This window comes from Bradyrhizobium tropiciagri (assembly GCF_018130545.1).
GTDB classification, from domain to species: domain Bacteria; phylum Pseudomonadota; class Alphaproteobacteria; order Rhizobiales; family Xanthobacteraceae; genus Bradyrhizobium; species Bradyrhizobium tropiciagri_A.
Genome location: NZ_JAFCKF010000006.1, coordinates 264384 through 282542, shown reverse-complemented (window position 1 = coordinate 282542; position 18159 = coordinate 264384). Strand labels below are relative to the sequence as shown.

The following is an 18159-nucleotide window of genomic DNA, read 5'->3' as shown; positions in this document are numbered from 1 at the left end:
AGACTGGACGCTCTGTTTAGCTTGAGGTGCTTAGTGCAAGCCGACCTGGCCGGCTTCCCAGCCGAGCATCGCCTGCTTGCGGGTGATGCCCCAGTGATAGCCGGTCAGCGCGCCGCTCTTGCCGAGTGCGCGATGGCAGGGCACCACGAACGACACCGGATTGCGGCCGACCGCGGCACCGACGGCGCGCGAGGCCTTCGGATTGCTGATCTTGCAGGCGATGTCGGAATAGCTCACCGCACGGCCCATCGGGATCTTGAGCAGGGTCTCCCAGACCCGCACCTCGAAATCGGTGCCGATCAGCACGACGCGGAGCGGCTGGTCAGCGCGCCACAGCTTCGTATCGAACACGCGCTGCGCAAGTGCGCTGGTGCCGTCGATGTCCTCGACATAGGTCGCATTTGGCCAGCGCCGCGTCATGTCGGCAAATGCAGTCTGCTCGTCGCCGGGGTCGGCGAAGGCAAGCCCCGCGAGCCCGCGATCGGTCGCGATCACGATCGCGGTGCCGAACGGCGAGGGGTGGAAGCCATAGCGCAGCGTCATGCCGCCGCCACCGGTCTTCCATTCGCCCGGCGACATCGCCTCATGCGTCACGAACAGGTCGTGCAGCCGTCCCGGCCCTGAAAGCCCGGAGTCGAGCGCCGCGTCGAGCACGCTGGCGGAATCACGCAGCAGGTTCTTGGCGTGATCGAGCGTCAGCGCCTGCATGAAGGCCTTCGGCGTCAGCCCGGCCCAGCGGCGGAACAGATGGTGGAGTTCATCCGGCGTGACGGCGGCGGCGTCGGCCATCGCTTCGATGGTCGGCTGCGTGCGCCAATGCTCGGAGATGAACGCGATGGCGCGCCGCACCGAATCGTAGTCGCGCAGGGCGGCGCTCTGGAGGCCCGGCTTGGCCAGGCGCTGATCATGTATGGCGAGTGTCATCATGGTATCTGATTTAGGAGCCATGTCGCGTCCAAACCACCCGATTTCTGACAAGCATGATCCGGAAAAGTGGGGACCGGTTTTCCGGCAAGATCATGCTCAAAAATAAGCTCGATCAAGCAATTGGGTTGTAGGTGGGCCCGCGTTTCGCTGCGTTCAAGGCAGCGTTCAAGGCTTTGGAGAAGCTAGCCTTTTCGTCCGGGCTCAGGAAGCTGCCGACGCTGACCCGGCGGCCCCGGGACACCAGATAAAGCCGCTCGATGCCGAACTCCTCATGCGAGATCTGCTCGAACCGCACCCAGAGCGGATTGAGCACCCATTCGACGACGTGGCCGCGGTGGCTGATCCTGCGCACCCGCAGTTCCGACGGCGTCACGGTAATCTCCTCGCTCGCTTTGGCGCTACGGAAATTCACCTTGAACGCCCAGTAGATCACCAGCACGTCGAGGCCGAAGAAGCCGAAGATCGGCCAGGCGCCGAGCCACCAGAACACCGCGCCGGCGATGAAGCTGATCACGGTGACGAACGACATCAGCACGATGAAGCCGCTGCGGTTCAGTGAGCGGTGCGGCGTCAGCAGCGCCGAGAACAGCTTCGGCTCCGCCTCAAGCGCATCCGTCTCGAGGCCGTTGGCCCCGAGGCCGTCGCTCGGATCAAAGTCGTTGCCTGCGGTCATGACGTATCAGTATATCCCGTTCATGGCCAAAATCATCCGCTCACAACGCGCCGGCACGTCAAGTGTTCGGTCCGCTCCGAAGAAGAAGGCCGCGAAAGCGGCCAAGCCCCCGGCCAAACGCGCGGCAAAGCAGCCGACCACCAAGAAGGCCGCGAAACCGAAACCTTGGACGGCGGCGGAGGTCTACGAGGCCTTCGATCGGTTCCGCAAAGCCAATCCCGAGCCAAAGGGCGAGCTCGAGCATCTCAACCCCTACACGCTGCTCGTTGCGGTGGTGCTGTCGGCGCAGGCAACCGACGCCGGCGTCAACAAGGCGACGCGGGCGCTGTTCGCGATCGCTGACACGCCGCAGAAGATGCTTGAGCTCGGCGAAGACAAAGTGCGCGACTACATCAAGACCATCGGGCTCTATCGCAACAAGGCCAAGAACGTCATCGCGCTTTCCGAGAAACTGATCGCCGAATTCGGCAGCGAGGTGCCGCGCACCCGCGCTGAAATCGAGTCACTGCCCGGTGCCGGGCGCAAGACCGCGAATGTCGTGCTCAACATGGCGTTCGGCGAACACACGATGGCGGTCGACACCCATGTGTTCCGGGTCGGCAACCGCACCGGTCTCGCACCCGGCAAGACGCCGCTCGAGGTCGAGCTCGGACTGGAGAAGGTGATCCCGACCGAGTTCATGCTGCACGCCCATCACTGGCTGATCCTGCATGGCCGCTACACCTGCCTCGCGCGCGGGCCGCGTTGCGAAGTGTGTCTGATCAACGATCTTTGCCGGTGGCCGGAGAAGACCGTCTGAGGCACGATCGTCATGATGTGCTACTAGGTTCGTTCGGCGTTTTGATTGAGGAGTGTGGTGTGGCAGAGCAGGTTCAAGACGGTCCGTCACCAGCCAGCCAGACCGCGCCCATTCCGGCGGCAGCGCCAGCCAAGCCCGCGGCCAGCAGCTTTTGGGGCCGCTTCGCGATCCCGCTGTTTGCAGTGCTCGTCGCGCTTGTGTTCGTTGCGATCGCGACCAGCCGCTGGAACGCATGGGTCGGCAGCGCCACGATCCAGACCACCGATGATGCCTATGTGCGTGCCGAGCTGACCCAGCTCAGCAGCCGCGTCTCCGGCGAAGTGCTCACGGTCGCCATCTCCGATTTCCAGCGCGTCAAGGCCGGCGATCTGCTGGTACAGATCGATCCGGCCGATTATCAGGCGCAGGTCGCACAGGCCGAGGCCGGCGTGGTCGGTGCGCAGGCCGCGCTCGACAACCTCAACAACCAGGTCGAGCTGCAATATGCGACGATCGCGCAGGCCGAGGCCTCGCGGCTATCCGCGGAGGCGCAGCAGACTCTGGCAAAGCAGGAGGAGGAGCGTCAGCAGTCGCTGTCGCAAACCGATGCCGGCACGCGGCAGCGGCTCGAGCAGGCGACCGCATCCTACGCCAAGGCCGAGGCCGACGTGAAGGCCAGCCGCGCGGTGATCGCAGCGCAGCGCCATCAGCTCGAGGTCCTGCAAGGCACCAAGAAGCAGCGCGCCGCCGATCTCGACGCCGCCAAGGCGCTGCTGGCGTCGGCCAAGCTCAAGCTCGGCTACACCAGGATCGCAGCACCATTCGACGGCGTCACCGGCGAACGCCAGGTACAGCCGGGCGACTACGTCAACATCGGCACCAATCTGGTCAATGTCGTGCCGCTGCCGAATGTCTATGTGATCGCCAACTACAAGGAGACCCAGCTGACCAACGTCAGGCCGGGTCAGCCGGTCGAGGTCACGGTGGATACATTCTCGGGCCAGAGGCTGCGCGGCGTCGTCGAGCGCATCGCGCCGGCCAGCGGATCGCAATTCGCGCTGCTACCGCCCGACAACGCCACCGGCAATTTCACCAAGGTGGTGCAGCGCATCCCGGTGCGCATCCAGTTCGACAAGGGCCAGCCGCTGCTCGACCGCCTGCTGCCGGGCATGTCGGTGGTGACGCGGATCAACACCGGCGAGGCGGTCGCCAATGGCGGAAAGTGACGACCGCGACCGCGGTCCGATCTCGCGCGGCGACGTCGCGCGCTATCCGCTGTTCGCCGTCGTCGCCGTGCTGCTCGGTGCGTTCCTGGCGAATTTCGACAGCCGCCTGACTTCAGTCGGGCTGCCCGATTTGCGCGGCGCGTTCTCGCTGACCTTCGACGAGGGCGCCTGGCTCTCGACAGCTGCGATCGGCTCACAGATCTTCATCGCTCCGGCAGTGGCCTGGCTCGCCACCGTGTTCGGCCTGCGGCGCGTGCTCGGCATTCCGAGCCTGGTCTATGCGGTGATCTCGTTGATCATCCCGTTCGTGCGCGACTACACGGCGTTGATCGCACTCAGCATCGCGCATGGCATGCTGCTCGGCACCTTCGTGCCGGCGACCTTGATGATCATCCTGCGCAATTTGCCGATCCGCTGGTGGCTGCCGGGGATCGCGATGTACTCGATCCGCGTCGGCTTCGCGCTGGACTCGTCGAGCTCGCTGGTCGGTTTCTATGTCGATCACCTCGGCTGGCAGTGGCTGTATTGGCAGGGCGCGGTGATCGCGCCGCTGATGGGATTGATGGTCTATCTCGGTACCCCGAAGGAGCCGGTCAATCGCGACCTGCTGCACCACGCCGATTGGGGCGGTATGCTGCTGCTCGGCGCCGGGGTGTCGATGGTCTATGCCGGGCTCGATCAGGGCAACCGACTGGACTGGCTGTCGTCGGGCACCGTGATGGCGCTGCTGATCGCGGGCGGGGTCCTGATCATCGGATTCATGATCAACGAAATGGTTGCGCGGCGCCCCTGGGCGCATTTCAACGTGCTGTTCTCACGCAATATCGGACTCTCGTTGGTCATCATCCTGCTGTACACGCTGACCAGCCTGTCGAATTCGTCGCTGGTGCCGAATTTCCTCGGCAGCGTCGGTGCGCTGCGGCCGGAGCAGTCGGGCGTGCTGCTGTTCACCTATGGCGCGCTGCCGATGTTCGTGCTGGTGCCGGTCTCGATCCTGCTGCTCCGCCATCTCGATCCGCGCATCGTCGTGGTGCTCGGCTTCTCGGCGTTCGCGGCAGCCAATCTCTGGGGCACCCAGTTGAGTCATGTCTGGGCGCGCGAGGACTTCGTCGGCATCGTGCTGCTGACGTCGGTCGGCCAGGCCTTCACGCTGCTGCCGATCATCATCATGGCGCTGGCGAATTCCGATCCGTCGCGGGCCACGGCGTTCGCGGCCTATATCCAGATCATGCGGCTCGGCGGCGCCGAATTCGGCATCGCATTGATGGGCACCTGGCTGCGCGTCCGCGAGCAGATCCATTCGAACTATCTCGGACAGCACGTCCGGAACGGCGATGTCGACGTCGTGAACCTGCTGAAGCGGCTGGCGGGTGAATTCTCCGGCCACGGCATCGGGGCGGCGATGGGCCGGGCCGTCGGAACGCTCGCGGCGCTGGTGCAGCGCGAGGCCAATACGCTCGCCTATATCGACGGCTTCTGGCTGTGCTTCTGGCTCGCGATCCTTGCGTTATTCTTGGTCGCCTTGATTACGCGCGCGCCGCAAGGTCCGCTGTCGCCAGTGCCGTTCGGCCTTTTGAAGAACGTGCTACGCAAGCGAGACGTCGCAGCTTCCTGACGGGCGCCCCACAGATTGGGTCAATTTATAGTGAATGCGGCGCGCGACTGATGTCGCGGACATCTGAAATATTTTGCACATCGCGTGGTTCCACAACCGGGGGAACTGGAGCCACGATGACCGAGATCAAGCAGACGGCCGCGCTTGTTTCCATGGCGACGGCGGTGCCACCGCATCTATTCCATCAGGGACAAGTCCTGCAGGCCGCGCGTGGTCTCCTGGCCGACCGCTATCCCGAGTTCGAGACGCTCTCCAGCCTGTTCGCCAACACCGGCATTCAGCATCGCTATGGCGTGAAGCCGATCGAATGGTACCTCGAACGGCGCGGTTGGCCGGAGCGGACGCAGGCGTTCCTCGAAGGCGCGGAGGCGTTATTCGTCGATGCCGCCCGCAAGGCGATTGCGCGTGCTGATCTGAGCGGCAACGACATCGATGTCGTCGTCACGGTGTGCTCGACGGGCATCGCGACGCCGACGCTGGAGGCGCGCGTCGCTGGCAAGCTCGGTTTGCGGACGGATGTGTCGCGCGTGCCGGTGTTCGGCCTGGGCTGCGCAGGCGGCGTGTCGGGCCTGTCGATCGCCTCGCGGCTGGCGCAAGCGCAACCCGGAGCGAACGTGCTGCTGGTTGCGCTCGAGCTCTGCACGCTCGCGGTCCGGCACGATGAACTGACCAAGGCGAACATCGTTGCCGCCAGCCTGTTCAGCGATGGCGCCGCCGCAATCGTGCTGCGTGCCGGCGACGGCGGTACAACGCGAATCGAGTCGGCCGGCGAAAAGCTCTGGCCGGATACGCTCGACATCATGGGATGGACGGTCGATCCGGAAGGCTTCGGCGTCGTCTTTCAACGAACCATTCCGGATTTCGTCCGCGATCATCTTGGGCCGGCCGTTGCCGAAATCCTCGCTCGGATGCAATTGACGACCGATGACATCGATCGCTTTCTCTGCCATCCCGGCGGCTCCAAGGTCATCACCGCGCTGGAGCGGGCGCTCGCGCTCGATCAGGGCACGCTCGATCACGAACGCGATGTTATCGCGGCTTGCGGCAACATGTCGGCCCCGACGGTTCTCTTTGTCCTCGAACGCGCCCTCGCCAAGGGATTGCCACAGCGTTCGCTGCTTACGGCGCTCGGGCCCGGCTTCACGCTGAGCTGCGTGGTGCTGAGGAACGTGGCATGAGCCTCGCCTCGGTCATCCTTGCGCTGGTCACGCTGCAGCGTCTCGGCGAGCTCGTGCTCTCTCGCCGTAACACGGAGCGGCTTCTGGCGCGGGGTGCAATCGAGGTCGGCGCCGATCACTACCCGCTCATCGTGCTGCTTCACGCCGGCTGGCTGATCGCGCTGTGGATCTGGGGCCGCGACCAGCAAGTCAACCTGGCGGCGCTGGCGGCCTTTGTGATGTTGCAGGGCTTGCGGCTGTGGATCTTGGCCGCGCTCGGGCCGCGATGGACCACGCGGATCATCGTGTTGCCGGGTGCGCCGCTGGTGGCGTCCGGGCCGTACCGATATTTCCCGCATCCGAACTACGCCGTCGTCGTCGGCGAAATCGCTCTGCTCCCACTCGCGCTGCATCTGCCCGCGTTGGCGCTGATCTTCACCGTGCTCAATCTCGCGGTGCTCGCAATCCGAATTCGCGCCGAGACCCGCGCGCTCTCCGTTTCCGACTGGCCGCGCATCAGCACGCCATGAGCGACGGGGCGGAGCATCGAACCGATCGTCCATCGGCCGCGATTTGGGCCGGCTTCCTCCTGATGTGCCTTGGCATGTTCATGGCGATCCTCGACATCCAGGTCGTCGCGACCTCGTTGCCGACGATCCAGCGTGCGCTTGCGATCTCGCCTTCCGCGATGAGCTGGATCCAGACCGCCTATCTGATCGCGGAGGTGATCGCGATCCCGCTGACCGGACTGTTCACCCATGTGCTGTCGCTGCGCTGGCTGTTCACGATCGCCGTGAGCCTGTTCACCATAGCCTCGGTCGCGTGCGCCTTCAGCGGCGGCTTTGCGGTGCTGCTCGTGTTCCGCGTACTGCAGGGATTTTCCGGCGGCGTCCTGATCCCCGCGGTGTTCTCGGCAGTATTCGTGCTGTTTCCGCCACGGCTCCATGCGGTCGCGACCACGGTCGGTGGCGTCGTCGCGGTGCTCGCGCCGACCGTTGGACCGTTCGTCGGCGGCTGGATCACGCAGACCTGGTCGTGGCCCTGGTTGTTCCTGATCAATCTGGTTCCGGGAGCGATTGCCGCCTCGATCACGCCGTTGCTGCTTCCGAAGGAGGGCGTGAATCTCAGCGCATTCGCCAGACTGGACAAATGCTCGCTTGTCCTGCTCGCAGCCGCGCTCGCAAGCTTCATGATGGGGCTGAAGGAAGCGCCGCAACGCGGCTGGTTCTCGATGCTTTGTCTGAGCTTGCTGATCGGCAGCATGGCCGGGATGGCGCTGCTGATCCGGCGGACGCTCCGTGCGGCGCATCCGATCGCGCGACTGACCTTGTTTAGGCGGCGTTCGTTCGCGGTCGGTTGTGCGTTGAGTTTTTGCCTCGGTGTCGGCCTCTATGGATCGACCTACCTGATGCCGGTGTTCCTCGGCTTCGTCCGCCGCCATGATGCCTTCGAGATCGGCACCATCATGCTGGTCACGGGGGTTGCGCAGCTCGTCGCCGCGCCGCTTGCGGCAATCCTTGAGAGCCGCCTAGGTGCGCTTTCGTTGACTGCTACAGGCTTTGCCTTATTCGCGCTCGGTCTCGGATTGAGCGCATTTCAGCCGCGTACAGCTGATTTCGGCGAGATGTTCTGGCCGCAGATCGTGCGCGGCGTCGCGATCATGTTCTGTTTGCTGCCGCCGACACGCATTGCCTTGGGCACCCTGCCGGAGGCGGAGGTTGCCGACGCCAGCGGGTTGTTCAATCTGATGCGCAATCTGGGGGGCGCGATCGGGATCGCCTTGATCGACACCATCCTCTACGGCCGCAGCCCGATCTATGGCGAGGATTTTCGTGCACGCCTGCTGGCGGGCGACGTCAGCGCGGCGCAAGCGATCGGGCTCGATCCGATGTTGCTGATCAACCGTCTGCCGGGGCCGCCGGACGATGCCACGGTGGTGTTCATTCGGTCACTGGTGGAGCGAGCATCGCTCGCGCTCACCGTCAACGAGGCATGGGCGATGCTTGCCTGCGTCGCGATCGTCGGATTGCTTCTGGTGCCATTCGCACGCGACCGTGCGCCCGCATCACTGCAGGTGCCACCGGACGGACCCTAGACGGACCGGACGTTGCTTCGCCGCGCCGGCTCGATCAATTCGCGGCGCGGGCCCGACAGCCGCTTGTACATGTGGACCATGAAAGCCATGCCGAACAGCGGCGTCGCCAGATTGACGATCGGGATCGAGACGAAGGCCGCGATGAACAGGCCGGCGGTGAACACGGTCGCCGCGTTCTCCTTGCGCATCGCCTTGGCATCATCAGGCGAGCGGAACCGCATTGCCGCGAGCTCGAAGTATTCGCGGCCGAGCAGCCAGGCGGTCGCGATGAAGAAGATGATGAAGCCTGCGCCTGCGAACAGCACGAACGGCAGCGCGACCAGATAGACCAGGATCGTGAGCAGCGCGGTCTTGACGCCCTCAATGGTCGCGAGCGTGACCGGCAGTGCGGTGCCGGGATGATCGGCCGGATAATGCTCGCGCTCGACGTGGTCGGCGACGTCATCGACAAACAGGCTCGCCACCAGCGAGGTGATCGCCGGCATCAGGAAGATGCCGCCGAGCACGACGCCGAGGCCGGCCGAGATCGAGATGACCCACGACAGTACGTGCAGCGTGGAATGGAAGTTGGGGCCGAGCATGCCTTCGGCCCAGACCTCGCCGGTGTCGGCAAGCCAGCTCAGCAGCCGCTGCAACCCGATTGCCAGCACGGTGATCAGCACCAGCGCAAGCCCGATCGAGCGCCACAGGATGCTGCGCATCGGCGGCGACAGGATTTGCGAAAGCGCCTTGACGGCGGCGTCGAACATGACCGGGTTACCTCTACAAATTCACGTGCGAGAGGTAGCCACCCATTATGGCTTCGGCAAGTGCCGCTTGTGTCGCGGTAACAGGGTTTTCGAGCTAAAGCATGATCCGGAAACGTGCGAAGCGGTTTTCCGGAAAGATCATGCTCAAACGAGGCGCTAAAGCGCGATGACGATTCAACCCAATCTCATCGCGCTTTAGGCGTCGAGTGGCTTGCCACGGACGTTGGGTCCCCAGACACCAATGGCAATGATCACGATCACCATCGCCGCGGTGATCAGGCCGAACACCCCGATGACGCCGGCCTCCCTCAACATGAACGCCACGATGAAACCGGAGAAGGTCGCGCTGAGCCGGCTCATCGAATAGACCAGCCCCGCGGCGCGGGCGCGGATCGCGGTCGGGAACACTTCGGTCTGGTAGGCGTGATAGGCGTAGGACAGCGTCATGTTGGCGCCGGTCACCATCACGCCGCTGGCAATCAGCAGCACAGGTTCGGTGAGCTGCGCGAAGGCGAGACCGAACACCGAGATCGCGGCGGCCGCGCCGCAGATGATCCATTTGCGCTCGAAGCGATCGGCGAAGGTTGCAGCCAGCAGCGGCGCCAGCGGATAGGCGACCGCGATGATGAACGAATATTGCAGGCTCTTGGTGACGTTGATGCCCTTTTCGACCAGCAGCGCCGGAACCCAGTTGGAGAAGCCGTAGACGCCGAATGCCTGGCAGAGGTTGAAGATCATGAACAGAACGACGAGCGACACATAAGGCGGCCGGAACAGGTCGGCATAGCCGGTCTCGACCACCGCGCGTGTCGGCGCCATCGTGGCTGCCGGGGCAGGGCGCGGCGCGGCCGTAGGCGATGCGGCCTCGAGGGTCCGCATGATTTTTTCAGCCTCGGCTACGCGGCCGTGGCGGGCGAGCCAGAGCGGGCTTTCCGGCACGTAAAGCCGCAGCACCCAGATGATCATGCTGGCGGCAGCACCGATAAGCACCACCCAGCGCCAGCCGTCGATGCCGTGCGGCGAGAGCGGCACCAGCCACCACGACAGCGCGGCGACGATTGGGACTGCCGACAGCATCACGGCCTGGTTGATCGCAAAGGCCCGGCCGCGCATCCAGCTCGGCACCAGCTCGGTGATGTAGGCGTCGATGGTAATCACCTCGATGCCGATGCCGATACCGGCAATGAAGCGCCAAAGCAGCAGACCGCCAGGCGTGGTCTGGCACGCCATGATCACCGATGCTGCGCTGTAGAACAGCAGCGACCAGGTGAAGACCGCCTTGCGCCCGTAGCGATCGGCGAGGAAGCCGAGGCAGAAAGTGCCGATGAACAGGCCGGCGAAGGTCGCCGCGACGAAGGCGCCGATCCCGGAGAACCCGAAGAAGGCCTGCGTCGTCGTGGTCATCAGCCCGCTGCGGGCGAGACCCGGCGCGATATAGCCGGTGAAGAACAGATCGTAGATTTCGAAGCAGCCGCCGAGCGAGAGCAGGACCACCAGCCGCCAGACATAGCCGGACGTGGGCAGCGCCTCGAGCCGCCGCGAGATCTCGTCGGGCCTGCTTGTCGTCGTGGCGAGATCGACCGCAGAGCCGACATCGACGGCGCTCATCTTGCTCCTCCCCGGATGCGCTGGCGGCAGCCTTTCTTGGGAAAGCGTGCCGGTCAGGCCATGTTTGGCAGCCGGGAGCCAGAAATCCAGACGAACATATCGAAGGGATCGTTCGATATTTTCGATCTCAGATCAACAGCGTCGCCTCCCACGCGCCGCGGCCGACCTGGTCGGCGATCAGCGCGCGGATCAGCCGGCACATTTCCTCCATGACATAGGTCATCGGGCGGTTGCGCAGGCGGCAGAGATAGAGCGTGCGGGTCAGTTTCGGTTCGATCACCTCGCGGGCGACCAGCAGCCGGGCCTTCAGCGGCTCCTTGACGAAGTGCGTCGTCGCGATCGTGCAGCCGAGGCCCGCGGTGAGTGCGCCGATCATGCCGCTGGTGGAATTGAGATGCATGATCGCATTGGCTTCAAGCCGCTTCAGCGGCACCGGATCGTCCAGTAGCGCACGCGCCGACAGCCCATGCCGCAGCAGGATCAGCGGCAGCCGCGCGACCTCCTCGAAGCTGATCGGCGCCTTCTTGCCGATCAGCTGCTCGGTGCCGACGCAGAACATCTGCTCCTCCAGCACGGGCTCGGCGATCAGGTCCTTTTCCGACGGGGGGTTATAGACCAGCGCGAGATCGACCTCGGAACTCATCAGGTGCAGCAGCGTCGCGCCGGACAGGCTCTCGGTCAGCGACAGCTTCAGGTTCGGATATTTCGTCAGCACGGTCCGCATCAGCGGTACGCCGATCGCCTTCATCGCCGAATTGGCCATGCCGATCGAGATGTCGCCGGCAATGGCGCCGCCGCCTTCCTTGATCTCGCGCTCGGCCGCCGCCATCGCGCGCAGGATGATGCGGGCATGCTCGTAGAGCCGCTCGCCCGCGGCGGTCGGTTCCATGCCGCGCGGCTTGCGCTCGAACAGCGGCGTGGCGAATTCCGCTTCCAGATTGGCGATGTGGTGGCTCAGCGCGGATTGCGCGACATTGGCCTGATCTGCCGCCCGCGACAGGTTGCGCTGCTCGTAGACCGCGATGAAATAGCGAAGCTGGCGCGAATCCATGACTGTTCAGCGTTCTAGAACGACGAATGCACTATTCGACAGATTATATTTTTCAGATAGCGTGCGGAAGCCTAACCTGCGCCGATCACAAAGCGTTTTCGAGCGAAGTGGGTACCGGTTCGCGTGAAGAAAACGCGTCTGAACAAGAGCGCATGAGCACGGAGAAACCGATGACCGGGAGCGGACTGCCGCTGGAGGGCGTAAGGGTCGTCGAGATGACCCACATGGTGATGGGGCCGACCTGCGGCATGATCCTGGCGCAACTCGGCGCCGAGGTGATCAAGGTCGAACCTCCCGCAGGTGACAAGACCCGCTCGCTCGGCGGCATGGGCGTCTCGTTCTTCCCGCTGTTCAACCGCGGCAAGCGCAGCGTCGTGCTGGATTTCGCCAAGGCGGAAGATCGCGACACGATGCACCAGCTACTCGCCGGCGCCGACGTGTTCCTGGAGAATTTTCGCGATGGCCAGCTCGACAAGCAGGGGCTTGGCGCAGATCAGCTGCGCGCGAAATATCCGCATCTGATCATCGCCGGCCACAAGGGCTTTCTGTCCGGCCCCTACGATCATCGCCCGGCGCTCGACGAGGTCGTGCAGATGATGTCGGGCCTCGCTGCGATGACCGGGACAAGCGACAAGCCGCAGCGCGTCGGCTCTTCCGCCAACGACATCATGGGCGGCATGTTCGGGGTGATCTCGATCCTCGCCGCGCTCTACCAGAAACGGGGCGGCAACAAGGATGGCGCGGACATCCGCATCGGCCTGTTCGAGAACTGCCTGTTCCTGGTTGCCCAGCACATGGTCGAGTACGAGATGACCGGACGCAAGCCGCGCTCGATGCCGGAGCGCGAGCATGCCTGGCCGATCTACGATATCTTCGATGCCGCCAATGGCGATCGCATCTTCATCGGCGTCGTCACCGAAGGTCATTGGCAGAGCTTCTGCCGCGAGTTTGGTCTGACGGAGTTCGCCGACGATCCGACGCTGCGCTCAACCACCGACCGCATCATGGCGCGCGACCGGATCATTCCGCGCGTCGCCGAGGTGATCAAAGGCTGGAACGTGGCCGACCTCTCGGCGCGGCTCGACGCGCTCAACATCTGCTTCTCGCCGATCAATCGGCCCGAGGATCTGCTCAGGGACCCGCATGTGCTGCGCCCCGGCGGTCTGGTCAACAATGTCAACGCCGACGGCAAGCCGTTTCGCGTCCCGGCGTTGCCGGTCGAGTGGAACGGCAGCAATATCGGCGAAGGCCTGAAAGTGCCGGTGCTTGGCGCCGATACCGATGCGGTGCGTGCCGAGCTCTCCCATCAGAAGATGTCATCAACCGGAAACGCTGCGTGAGGCTGCCATGACCCGTGTCCACGATATCTATCCCAACGACAGAGTGAGCCTGCGCGAAGTCGGTCTGCGCGACGGCCTGCAGCTGGTGAAGACGTTCCCGTCGACCGCGGCGAAGCAGCGCTGGGTGCGCGACGAATATGCCGCCGGCGTCAGGCATTTCGAGGTCGGCTCGTTCCTGCCGGCGAAAACCTTCCCGCAATTCGTCGATGTCCGCGATGTCGTCGCAACCATTGCCGCGCTGCCCGGCGCGCATGGCGTTGCGCTGGCGCTGAACGAGCGCGGCGTCAACGAGGCGCTGGCCTCCGGCGTCGCCGAGATCGCCTCGGTGGTGTCGGCGACCGAGGAGCACAGCCAGGCCAATGCCAACCGCTCGCGCGAATCCGCGATCGAGAACATCAAGCGGCTCTGCGAGCTGCGCGATGCCAGCACGCACAAGCCGCTGGTCAATGCCGCGATCTCGATGGGGCTGGGCTGCTCGATCGTAGGTGCCGTCGATCCGAAGGAGGTGCTGCGCCTCACCGAAAAGCTCTACGAGGTCGGCGTCGACATGGTCGCGATCGCCGATACCGTCGGCTATGCCGGGCCGAAGGCGGTCGGCGAGTTGACGCGCGGCGCGGTGAGGATCGCGGGCTCCAAGCCGGTCTGCGTCCACCTGCACGACACCCGCGGCATGGGCATCGCCAACGCTTCCGCGGCGCTCGATGAGGGTGCTCGTGTGCTCGACGGCTCGCTCGGCGGCCTCGGCGGCTGCCCGTTCGCGCCGGGCGCGACCGGCAATGTCGTGTTCGAGGACCTCGTCTTCCTGTGTGAGAGCAAGGGATTTCCGACCGGCATCGATCTCGATCGCCTCGTCGAGGTGCGCGCGATCCTGAAGTCCGAGATGCCGAACGAGCAGCTCTATGGCGGCCTTGCCCGCGCCGGTCTGCCGCGCGGCACCAAGGCGAAAGCGGCGTAACTTTCTTCTCCCTCGCCCCGCTCTTGCGGGAAGAGGGTCGGGGTGAGGGGCTCTCTCCGCGAGCAATCTCCTGGGAACGACCTGTACCCCCTCACCCGGATTGCATCTGACGATGCAATCCGACCTCTCCCCGCAAGCGGGGCGAGGGAAGCACCGTCAATCATGCCTGTGCCCACGCCCCCGCTTGCGCGGCTTATTCTCCGGGCCGGTCGGGATCATCACGACGCGGCCATAGCGTACGCCGCGCTCGGCGATGACGTGGTCGGCGAGGTGGCGGACCTCGCCGCTCGGCCCCTTCAGCGCCGTCACTTCCATGCAGCTGTCGTCGTCGAGATGGACGTGCAGCGTCGCCAGCGACAAATCGTGATGGCCGTGAAAATTCTGCACCAGCCGCTTCGACAGGTCGCGCGCGGCGTGGTCGTAGACATAGACCAGCGCCGCGACGCATTGCCCTGACGGGGCTTCCTCCGCGCTCTGCTGCAGACCGGCGCGCGCAAGGTCGCGGATGATCTCGGAACGGTTCTGATAGCCGCGCGCCTCGGCGGCGGCGTCGATCTCCGCGAGCAGATCATCCTCGATGGTGATGGTGATGCGTTGCATGGACTATCCGTGTTGCGGGGCGTCAGTATGATATTTTTCTTGTAACATCATACTGTGCTTGCTAGCGTTCGCTGGCCGGGATTGGTTGGACTGGTGCGGTCGTCGCGAGACTGTAACAGGTATCGTGCGGGGGCATGGGCGTTGCGTCGTACTGCATGGCGGATATTTCCCGCCGCCGCATCCATTGCCGCATTCGCACCGGCCACCGAGGCGCAGACACTTGCTGCGGCACCCGGGCAACTCCCACCGGTGACAGTGACGTCGCCCGATCAGGCGCCGCCGAGGCGTGCCAAGCCGTCGCAGCCTTCGCGCCATGCCGTCGCCGGTGGCCGCAAGCCCGCCGCGCCGCGAGCGAGCCAGCCCAGTATTGTGACCAACGGTGTCACCGGCAGCTCTGCGACTGGGTCTGATTCCAATCTGCAACCGACCGCCGCCAGCGCGCGGCAGATCAGCGGCGACGAGGTGAATGCACGGCCGGTCTCGCGCGTCGGCGAAGTGCTGGAGGCGGTGCCCGGATTGATCGTCACCCAGCATTCCGGCGAAGGTAAAGCCAACCAGTATTTTCTGCGCGGCTTCAATCTCGACCACGGCACCGATCTCGCGATCACGGTCGACGGCATGCCGGTCAACATGCCGACCCATGGCCACGGCCAGGGCTATGCCGACATCAACTTCCTCGTCCCGGAGCTGATCCAGTCGATGGATGTCCGCAAGGGTCCTTACTATGCGGACAAGGGCGACTTCGCCTCCGCCGGCGCGGTCGACATCAATTATCTCGATCGGCTTTCGAAGAACATCGTGGAGCTGACCGCCGGCAGCTTCGGCTATCGGCGCGCGATGGCCGCGGGCTCGACGCGCGTCGGAGACGGAACGCTGCTCGCGGCCTTCGAGGCCAACAAATACAACGGCCCGTGGGACGTGCCGGACGATATCCGCAAGCTCAACGGCGTGCTGCGCTACAGCCAGGGCACCGCGACCGACGGCTTCTCGCTGACTGCGATGGCCTATTCCAACGGCTGGAACTCGACCGACCAGGTTGCGCAGCGCGCGATCGATCAGGGGCTGATCGACCGTTACGGTTCTCTCGATCCGACCGATGGCGGCACCTCCAGCCGCTTCAGCCTGTCCGGCAATTGGGCGCAATCGAGCGACTATGGGCAGACCAAGCTCAACGCCTATGTGATCCGCTCGTCGCTGCAGCTCTACAACGACTTCACCTATTTTCTCGACGACCCGGTCAATGGCGATCAGTTCAGCCAGACCGACAAGCGTACCGTGTACGGCTTCGATGCCAGCCACGCCGCCGATGTCCGCATCGCCGGCATCGATACCCAGACCCGGTTCGGGGTGCAGACCCGCTACGACGACATCAATGTCGGCCTGTTCAAGACCATGCAGCGCGAGATCCTGTCCACCGTGCGCAACGACCAGGTGCAGGAGGGCAGCGTCGCGCTCTGGGCCGATACCACAGCGCGCTGGACCGACTGGCTGCGCACCACGGTCGGTCTGCGCGAGGATTATTTCGCCGGCCATGTGCTGAGCGACACGCCGCAGAATTCCGGCAACGCGCAGGCGGCGATGACGAGCCCGAAGGCCGGCATCGTGCTTGGTCCCTGGGCCAAGACCGAGTTCTACGGCAATGCCGGCTTCGGCCTGCATTCCAACGATATCCGTGGCGCGACCATCACGGTCGATCCCAACGACAAGGTTACGCCGCTCGATCGCGTGCCGCTGTTGGTGCGCTCGAAGGGTGCCGAGCTCGGCATCCGCACCAGGGCGGTCGACGGGCTCACCTCCTCGCTTTCGGTGTTCGTGCTCGACTTCGATTCCGAGCTGCTGTTCGTCGGTGATGCCGGCACCACCGAGCCGAGCCGGTCGAGCCGGCGGGTCGGCGTCGAGTGGACCAATCAGTACAAACTGCTGCCGTGGATGAGCCTCGACTTCGACCTCGCCTATACCCGCGCCCGCTTCACCGACTATGATCCGGTCGGCAATTTCATTCCGGGCGCACCTAGCTGGGTCGCGAGCGGCGGCGTCAGCTTTGGCCACGACACCGGCTGGTTCGGCAGCCTGCGCGCCCGTTACTTCGGGCCGCGCCCGCTGATCGAGGACGACAGCGTCCGTTCACTGTCGTCGTTCATCGTCAACGCCCGCGCCGGCTACAAATTCGACAACGGGATGCGGCTGCAGCTCGACGTCCTCAATCTCTTCAACGCCCAGACCAACCAGATCGAATACTACTATCTGTCGCGGCTACCGGGCGAACCGATCGACGGCGTCGCCGACCGCCATGTCCATCCCGCCGAGCCGCTCGCCGTCCGCCTGACGCTGGCGGCGACGTTCTAGAGCTCTTACGCCGGCGCGGTCTCTGTCGTCACTTCCGCAACCGGAAGCGCCGTCTCTTCGTCAATCGCTTCAGGAACAAGCGGCGGCGGTTCTGGAAACACACCGAATTCGCCGGCTACCTCCTGGAGCGGCTTCTGCTTGTCGGCCCAGTGCAGGGCCGTGTAGTCGAAACCGTGCACGATGGTGGGTTTGACGACTTCGAAATAGGGCGAGATGTCGAAGTCGCGCGGCATGTAGAGCGAGGAGTCGCGGATATGCAGAATCTCGCGGCGCGCCTTGCGGCTGGCGGCCCGCGTGATCTTGGGCAAGATCGGATAGCGCACGGCGTCGAACGCCTGCGCGATCAGCGCCGAGCAGATGATCTTGGTCGGATCGCCGGAGCCGAATGCGATCATGCGGCGCCGCCAACGCTGTGGGATCGGCAGCGGAAACAGGAAGCGCGCGAGATCGACGATGTTCTTGGTGTCGTAGCCGAAGCCGATGCGGTTGATGGCGTAGCGGCACACCGTGGTGCGGTCCTCGAACGACAGTCCGACGGGGCGGCAGAGGCGGGTATGATAGGCCAGATATTTCGACAGCGGCGCGGAGGTCACGCCTTCGCCGATATTGGCCTCGATCAGCACATGCTGTTCGCCGTCAGGCTCGAACGCACCGTCGATCGGTCCGACGAACAGCGCGGCATGCGACCAGGTCGATTGCGTGAGGTACTTGATGATGCCGGAAATGCGGTTGTTGCCTTCGACCAGCAGCACATCGCCGGGCTGCATGATGCTCCGCAGATGGTCCGGGTCGCTCGGCGTGAACGGTTCGTAACCGGGGACCTCCTTCTGCAGGTACCCCGCAATCCATTTACCGACGGTATCGAGCATTACGCCCATGGATTCCCCCCAGCGGTTCTACGACCGCTTCGTTTGACTTAATCATGGTCGTAAGCCGTTGCAATTTGGTTCATGCCTGCAACCGATCAATCATGATTGATTTACCATGAGTGTTGCTGCGGTCGGTGAGATGCGGCACAGTTCGCGAAGCGTTCCCATTC

The 18159-nt window shown here is 64.5% G+C and carries 16 protein-coding genes; 9 read left to right on the top strand and 7 right to left on the bottom strand.

Annotation, left to right across the window (positions count from 1 at the left end):
* Nucleotides 1-30 precede the first annotated feature (30 nt).
* Both JQ616_RS26460 and JQ616_RS26455 read right to left on the bottom strand, forming a co-directional pair.
* Nucleotides 31-927: a methylated-DNA--[protein]-cysteine S-methyltransferase gene (locus JQ616_RS26460; protein ID WP_212020178.1), complete on the bottom strand. Its 897-nt coding sequence runs from the start codon at nt 925-927 to the stop codon at nt 31-33.
* Between the two features lie 112 nt (nt 928-1039).
* A complete protein-coding gene (locus JQ616_RS26455) occupies nt 1040-1600 on the bottom strand; it encodes a DUF2244 domain-containing protein (protein WP_249137285.1) in 561 nt (186 codons plus the stop codon).
* A 22-nt stretch (nt 1601-1622) separates the two neighbouring features.
* On the opposite strand from JQ616_RS26455, the gene nth reads away from it, so the two are divergent.
* The 6 genes from nth to JQ616_RS26425 all read left to right on the top strand — a co-directional run bounded on the left by nth (nt 1623) and on the right by JQ616_RS26425 (nt 8471).
* The gene (nth, locus tag JQ616_RS26450) at nt 1623-2399 is read left to right on the top strand and encodes an endonuclease III (RefSeq protein WP_212020174.1); all 777 of its coding nucleotides are present in this window, start codon (nt 1623-1625) and stop codon (nt 2397-2399) included.
* 59 nt (nt 2400-2458) lie between these two features.
* Complete coding sequence (locus tag JQ616_RS26445; protein ID WP_212019626.1) at nt 2459-3604, top strand: HlyD family secretion protein; 1146 nt, start codon at nt 2459-2461, stop codon at nt 3602-3604.
* Entirely contained in the window at nt 3591-5219 is a 1629-nt protein-coding gene (locus JQ616_RS26440; protein ID WP_212019624.1) for an MFS transporter, read from the top strand. Before JQ616_RS26445 ends, JQ616_RS26440 begins: the two co-directional genes overlap by 14 nt.
* A 125-nt stretch (nt 5220-5344) precedes the next feature.
* Nucleotides 5345-6397 carry a type III polyketide synthase gene (locus tag JQ616_RS26435; RefSeq protein WP_212020172.1) on the top strand — a complete coding sequence of 351 codons (1053 nt, stop codon included), beginning with the start codon at nt 5345-5347 and terminating at the stop codon, nt 6395-6397.
* Nucleotides 6394-6906, top strand: a complete 513-nt coding sequence (locus tag JQ616_RS26430; RefSeq protein ID WP_212019622.1) for an isoprenylcysteine carboxyl methyltransferase family protein — start codon at nt 6394-6396, stop codon at nt 6904-6906. Before JQ616_RS26435 ends, JQ616_RS26430 begins: the two co-directional genes overlap by 4 nt.
* Nucleotides 6907-6968: 62 nt before the next feature.
* Nucleotides 6969-8471, top strand: a complete 1503-nt coding sequence (locus tag JQ616_RS26425; protein WP_212020170.1) for a DHA2 family efflux MFS transporter permease subunit — start codon at nt 6969-6971, stop codon at nt 8469-8471.
* On the opposite strand, the gene JQ616_RS26420 is transcribed toward JQ616_RS26425, so the two are convergent.
* From JQ616_RS26420 to JQ616_RS26410, 3 genes are all read right to left on the bottom strand, one after another.
* Complete coding sequence (locus JQ616_RS26420; RefSeq protein WP_212019620.1) at nt 8468-9220, bottom strand: sulfate transporter family protein; 753 nt, start codon at nt 9218-9220, stop codon at nt 8468-8470. The two genes, JQ616_RS26425 and JQ616_RS26420, sit on opposite strands and share 4 nt — an antisense overlap.
* 195 nt (nt 9221-9415) lie before the next feature.
* Nucleotides 9416-10828, bottom strand: coding sequence for an MFS transporter (locus JQ616_RS26415; protein WP_212019618.1), 1413 nt, complete (start codon nt 10826-10828; stop codon nt 9416-9418).
* Nucleotides 10829-10955: 127 nt separating this feature from the next.
* Nucleotides 10956-11879, bottom strand: a complete 924-nt coding sequence (locus JQ616_RS26410; RefSeq protein WP_212019616.1) for a LysR family transcriptional regulator — start codon at nt 11877-11879, stop codon at nt 10956-10958.
* Nucleotides 11880-12049: 170 nt separating this feature from the next.
* Between JQ616_RS26410 and JQ616_RS26405 the strand changes: the two genes are divergently transcribed.
* Both JQ616_RS26405 and JQ616_RS26400 read left to right on the top strand, forming a co-directional pair.
* Nucleotides 12050-13219, top strand: a complete 1170-nt coding sequence (locus tag JQ616_RS26405) for a CaiB/BaiF CoA transferase family protein (protein ID WP_212019614.1) — start codon at nt 12050-12052, stop codon at nt 13217-13219.
* A gap of 7 nt (nt 13220-13226) precedes the next feature.
* Nucleotides 13227-14174: a hydroxymethylglutaryl-CoA lyase gene (locus JQ616_RS26400; RefSeq protein ID WP_212019612.1), complete on the top strand. Its 948-nt coding sequence runs from the start codon at nt 13227-13229 to the stop codon at nt 14172-14174.
* Nucleotides 14175-14330: 156 nt separating this feature from the next.
* Here the strand turns inward: JQ616_RS26400 and nikR are convergent, their stop codons facing one another.
* Nucleotides 14331-14774 carry a nickel-responsive transcriptional regulator NikR gene (gene nikR / locus JQ616_RS26395; RefSeq protein ID WP_212019610.1) on the bottom strand — a complete coding sequence of 148 codons (444 nt, stop codon included), beginning with the start codon at nt 14772-14774 and terminating at the stop codon, nt 14331-14333.
* Between the two features lie 255 nt (nt 14775-15029).
* On the opposite strand from nikR, the gene JQ616_RS26390 reads away from it, so the two are divergent.
* Nucleotides 15030-17120 carry a TonB-dependent receptor gene (locus tag JQ616_RS26390; protein WP_349630048.1) on the top strand — a complete coding sequence of 697 codons (2091 nt, stop codon included), beginning with the start codon at nt 15030-15032 and terminating at the stop codon, nt 17118-17120.
* A gap of 5 nt (nt 17121-17125) precedes the next feature.
* Here the strand turns inward: JQ616_RS26390 and JQ616_RS26385 are convergent, their stop codons facing one another.
* Entirely contained in the window at nt 17126-17998 is an 873-nt protein-coding gene (locus tag JQ616_RS26385) for a YiiX/YebB-like N1pC/P60 family cysteine hydrolase (RefSeq protein ID WP_249137281.1), read from the bottom strand.
* Nucleotides 17999-18159 lie beyond the last annotated feature (161 nt).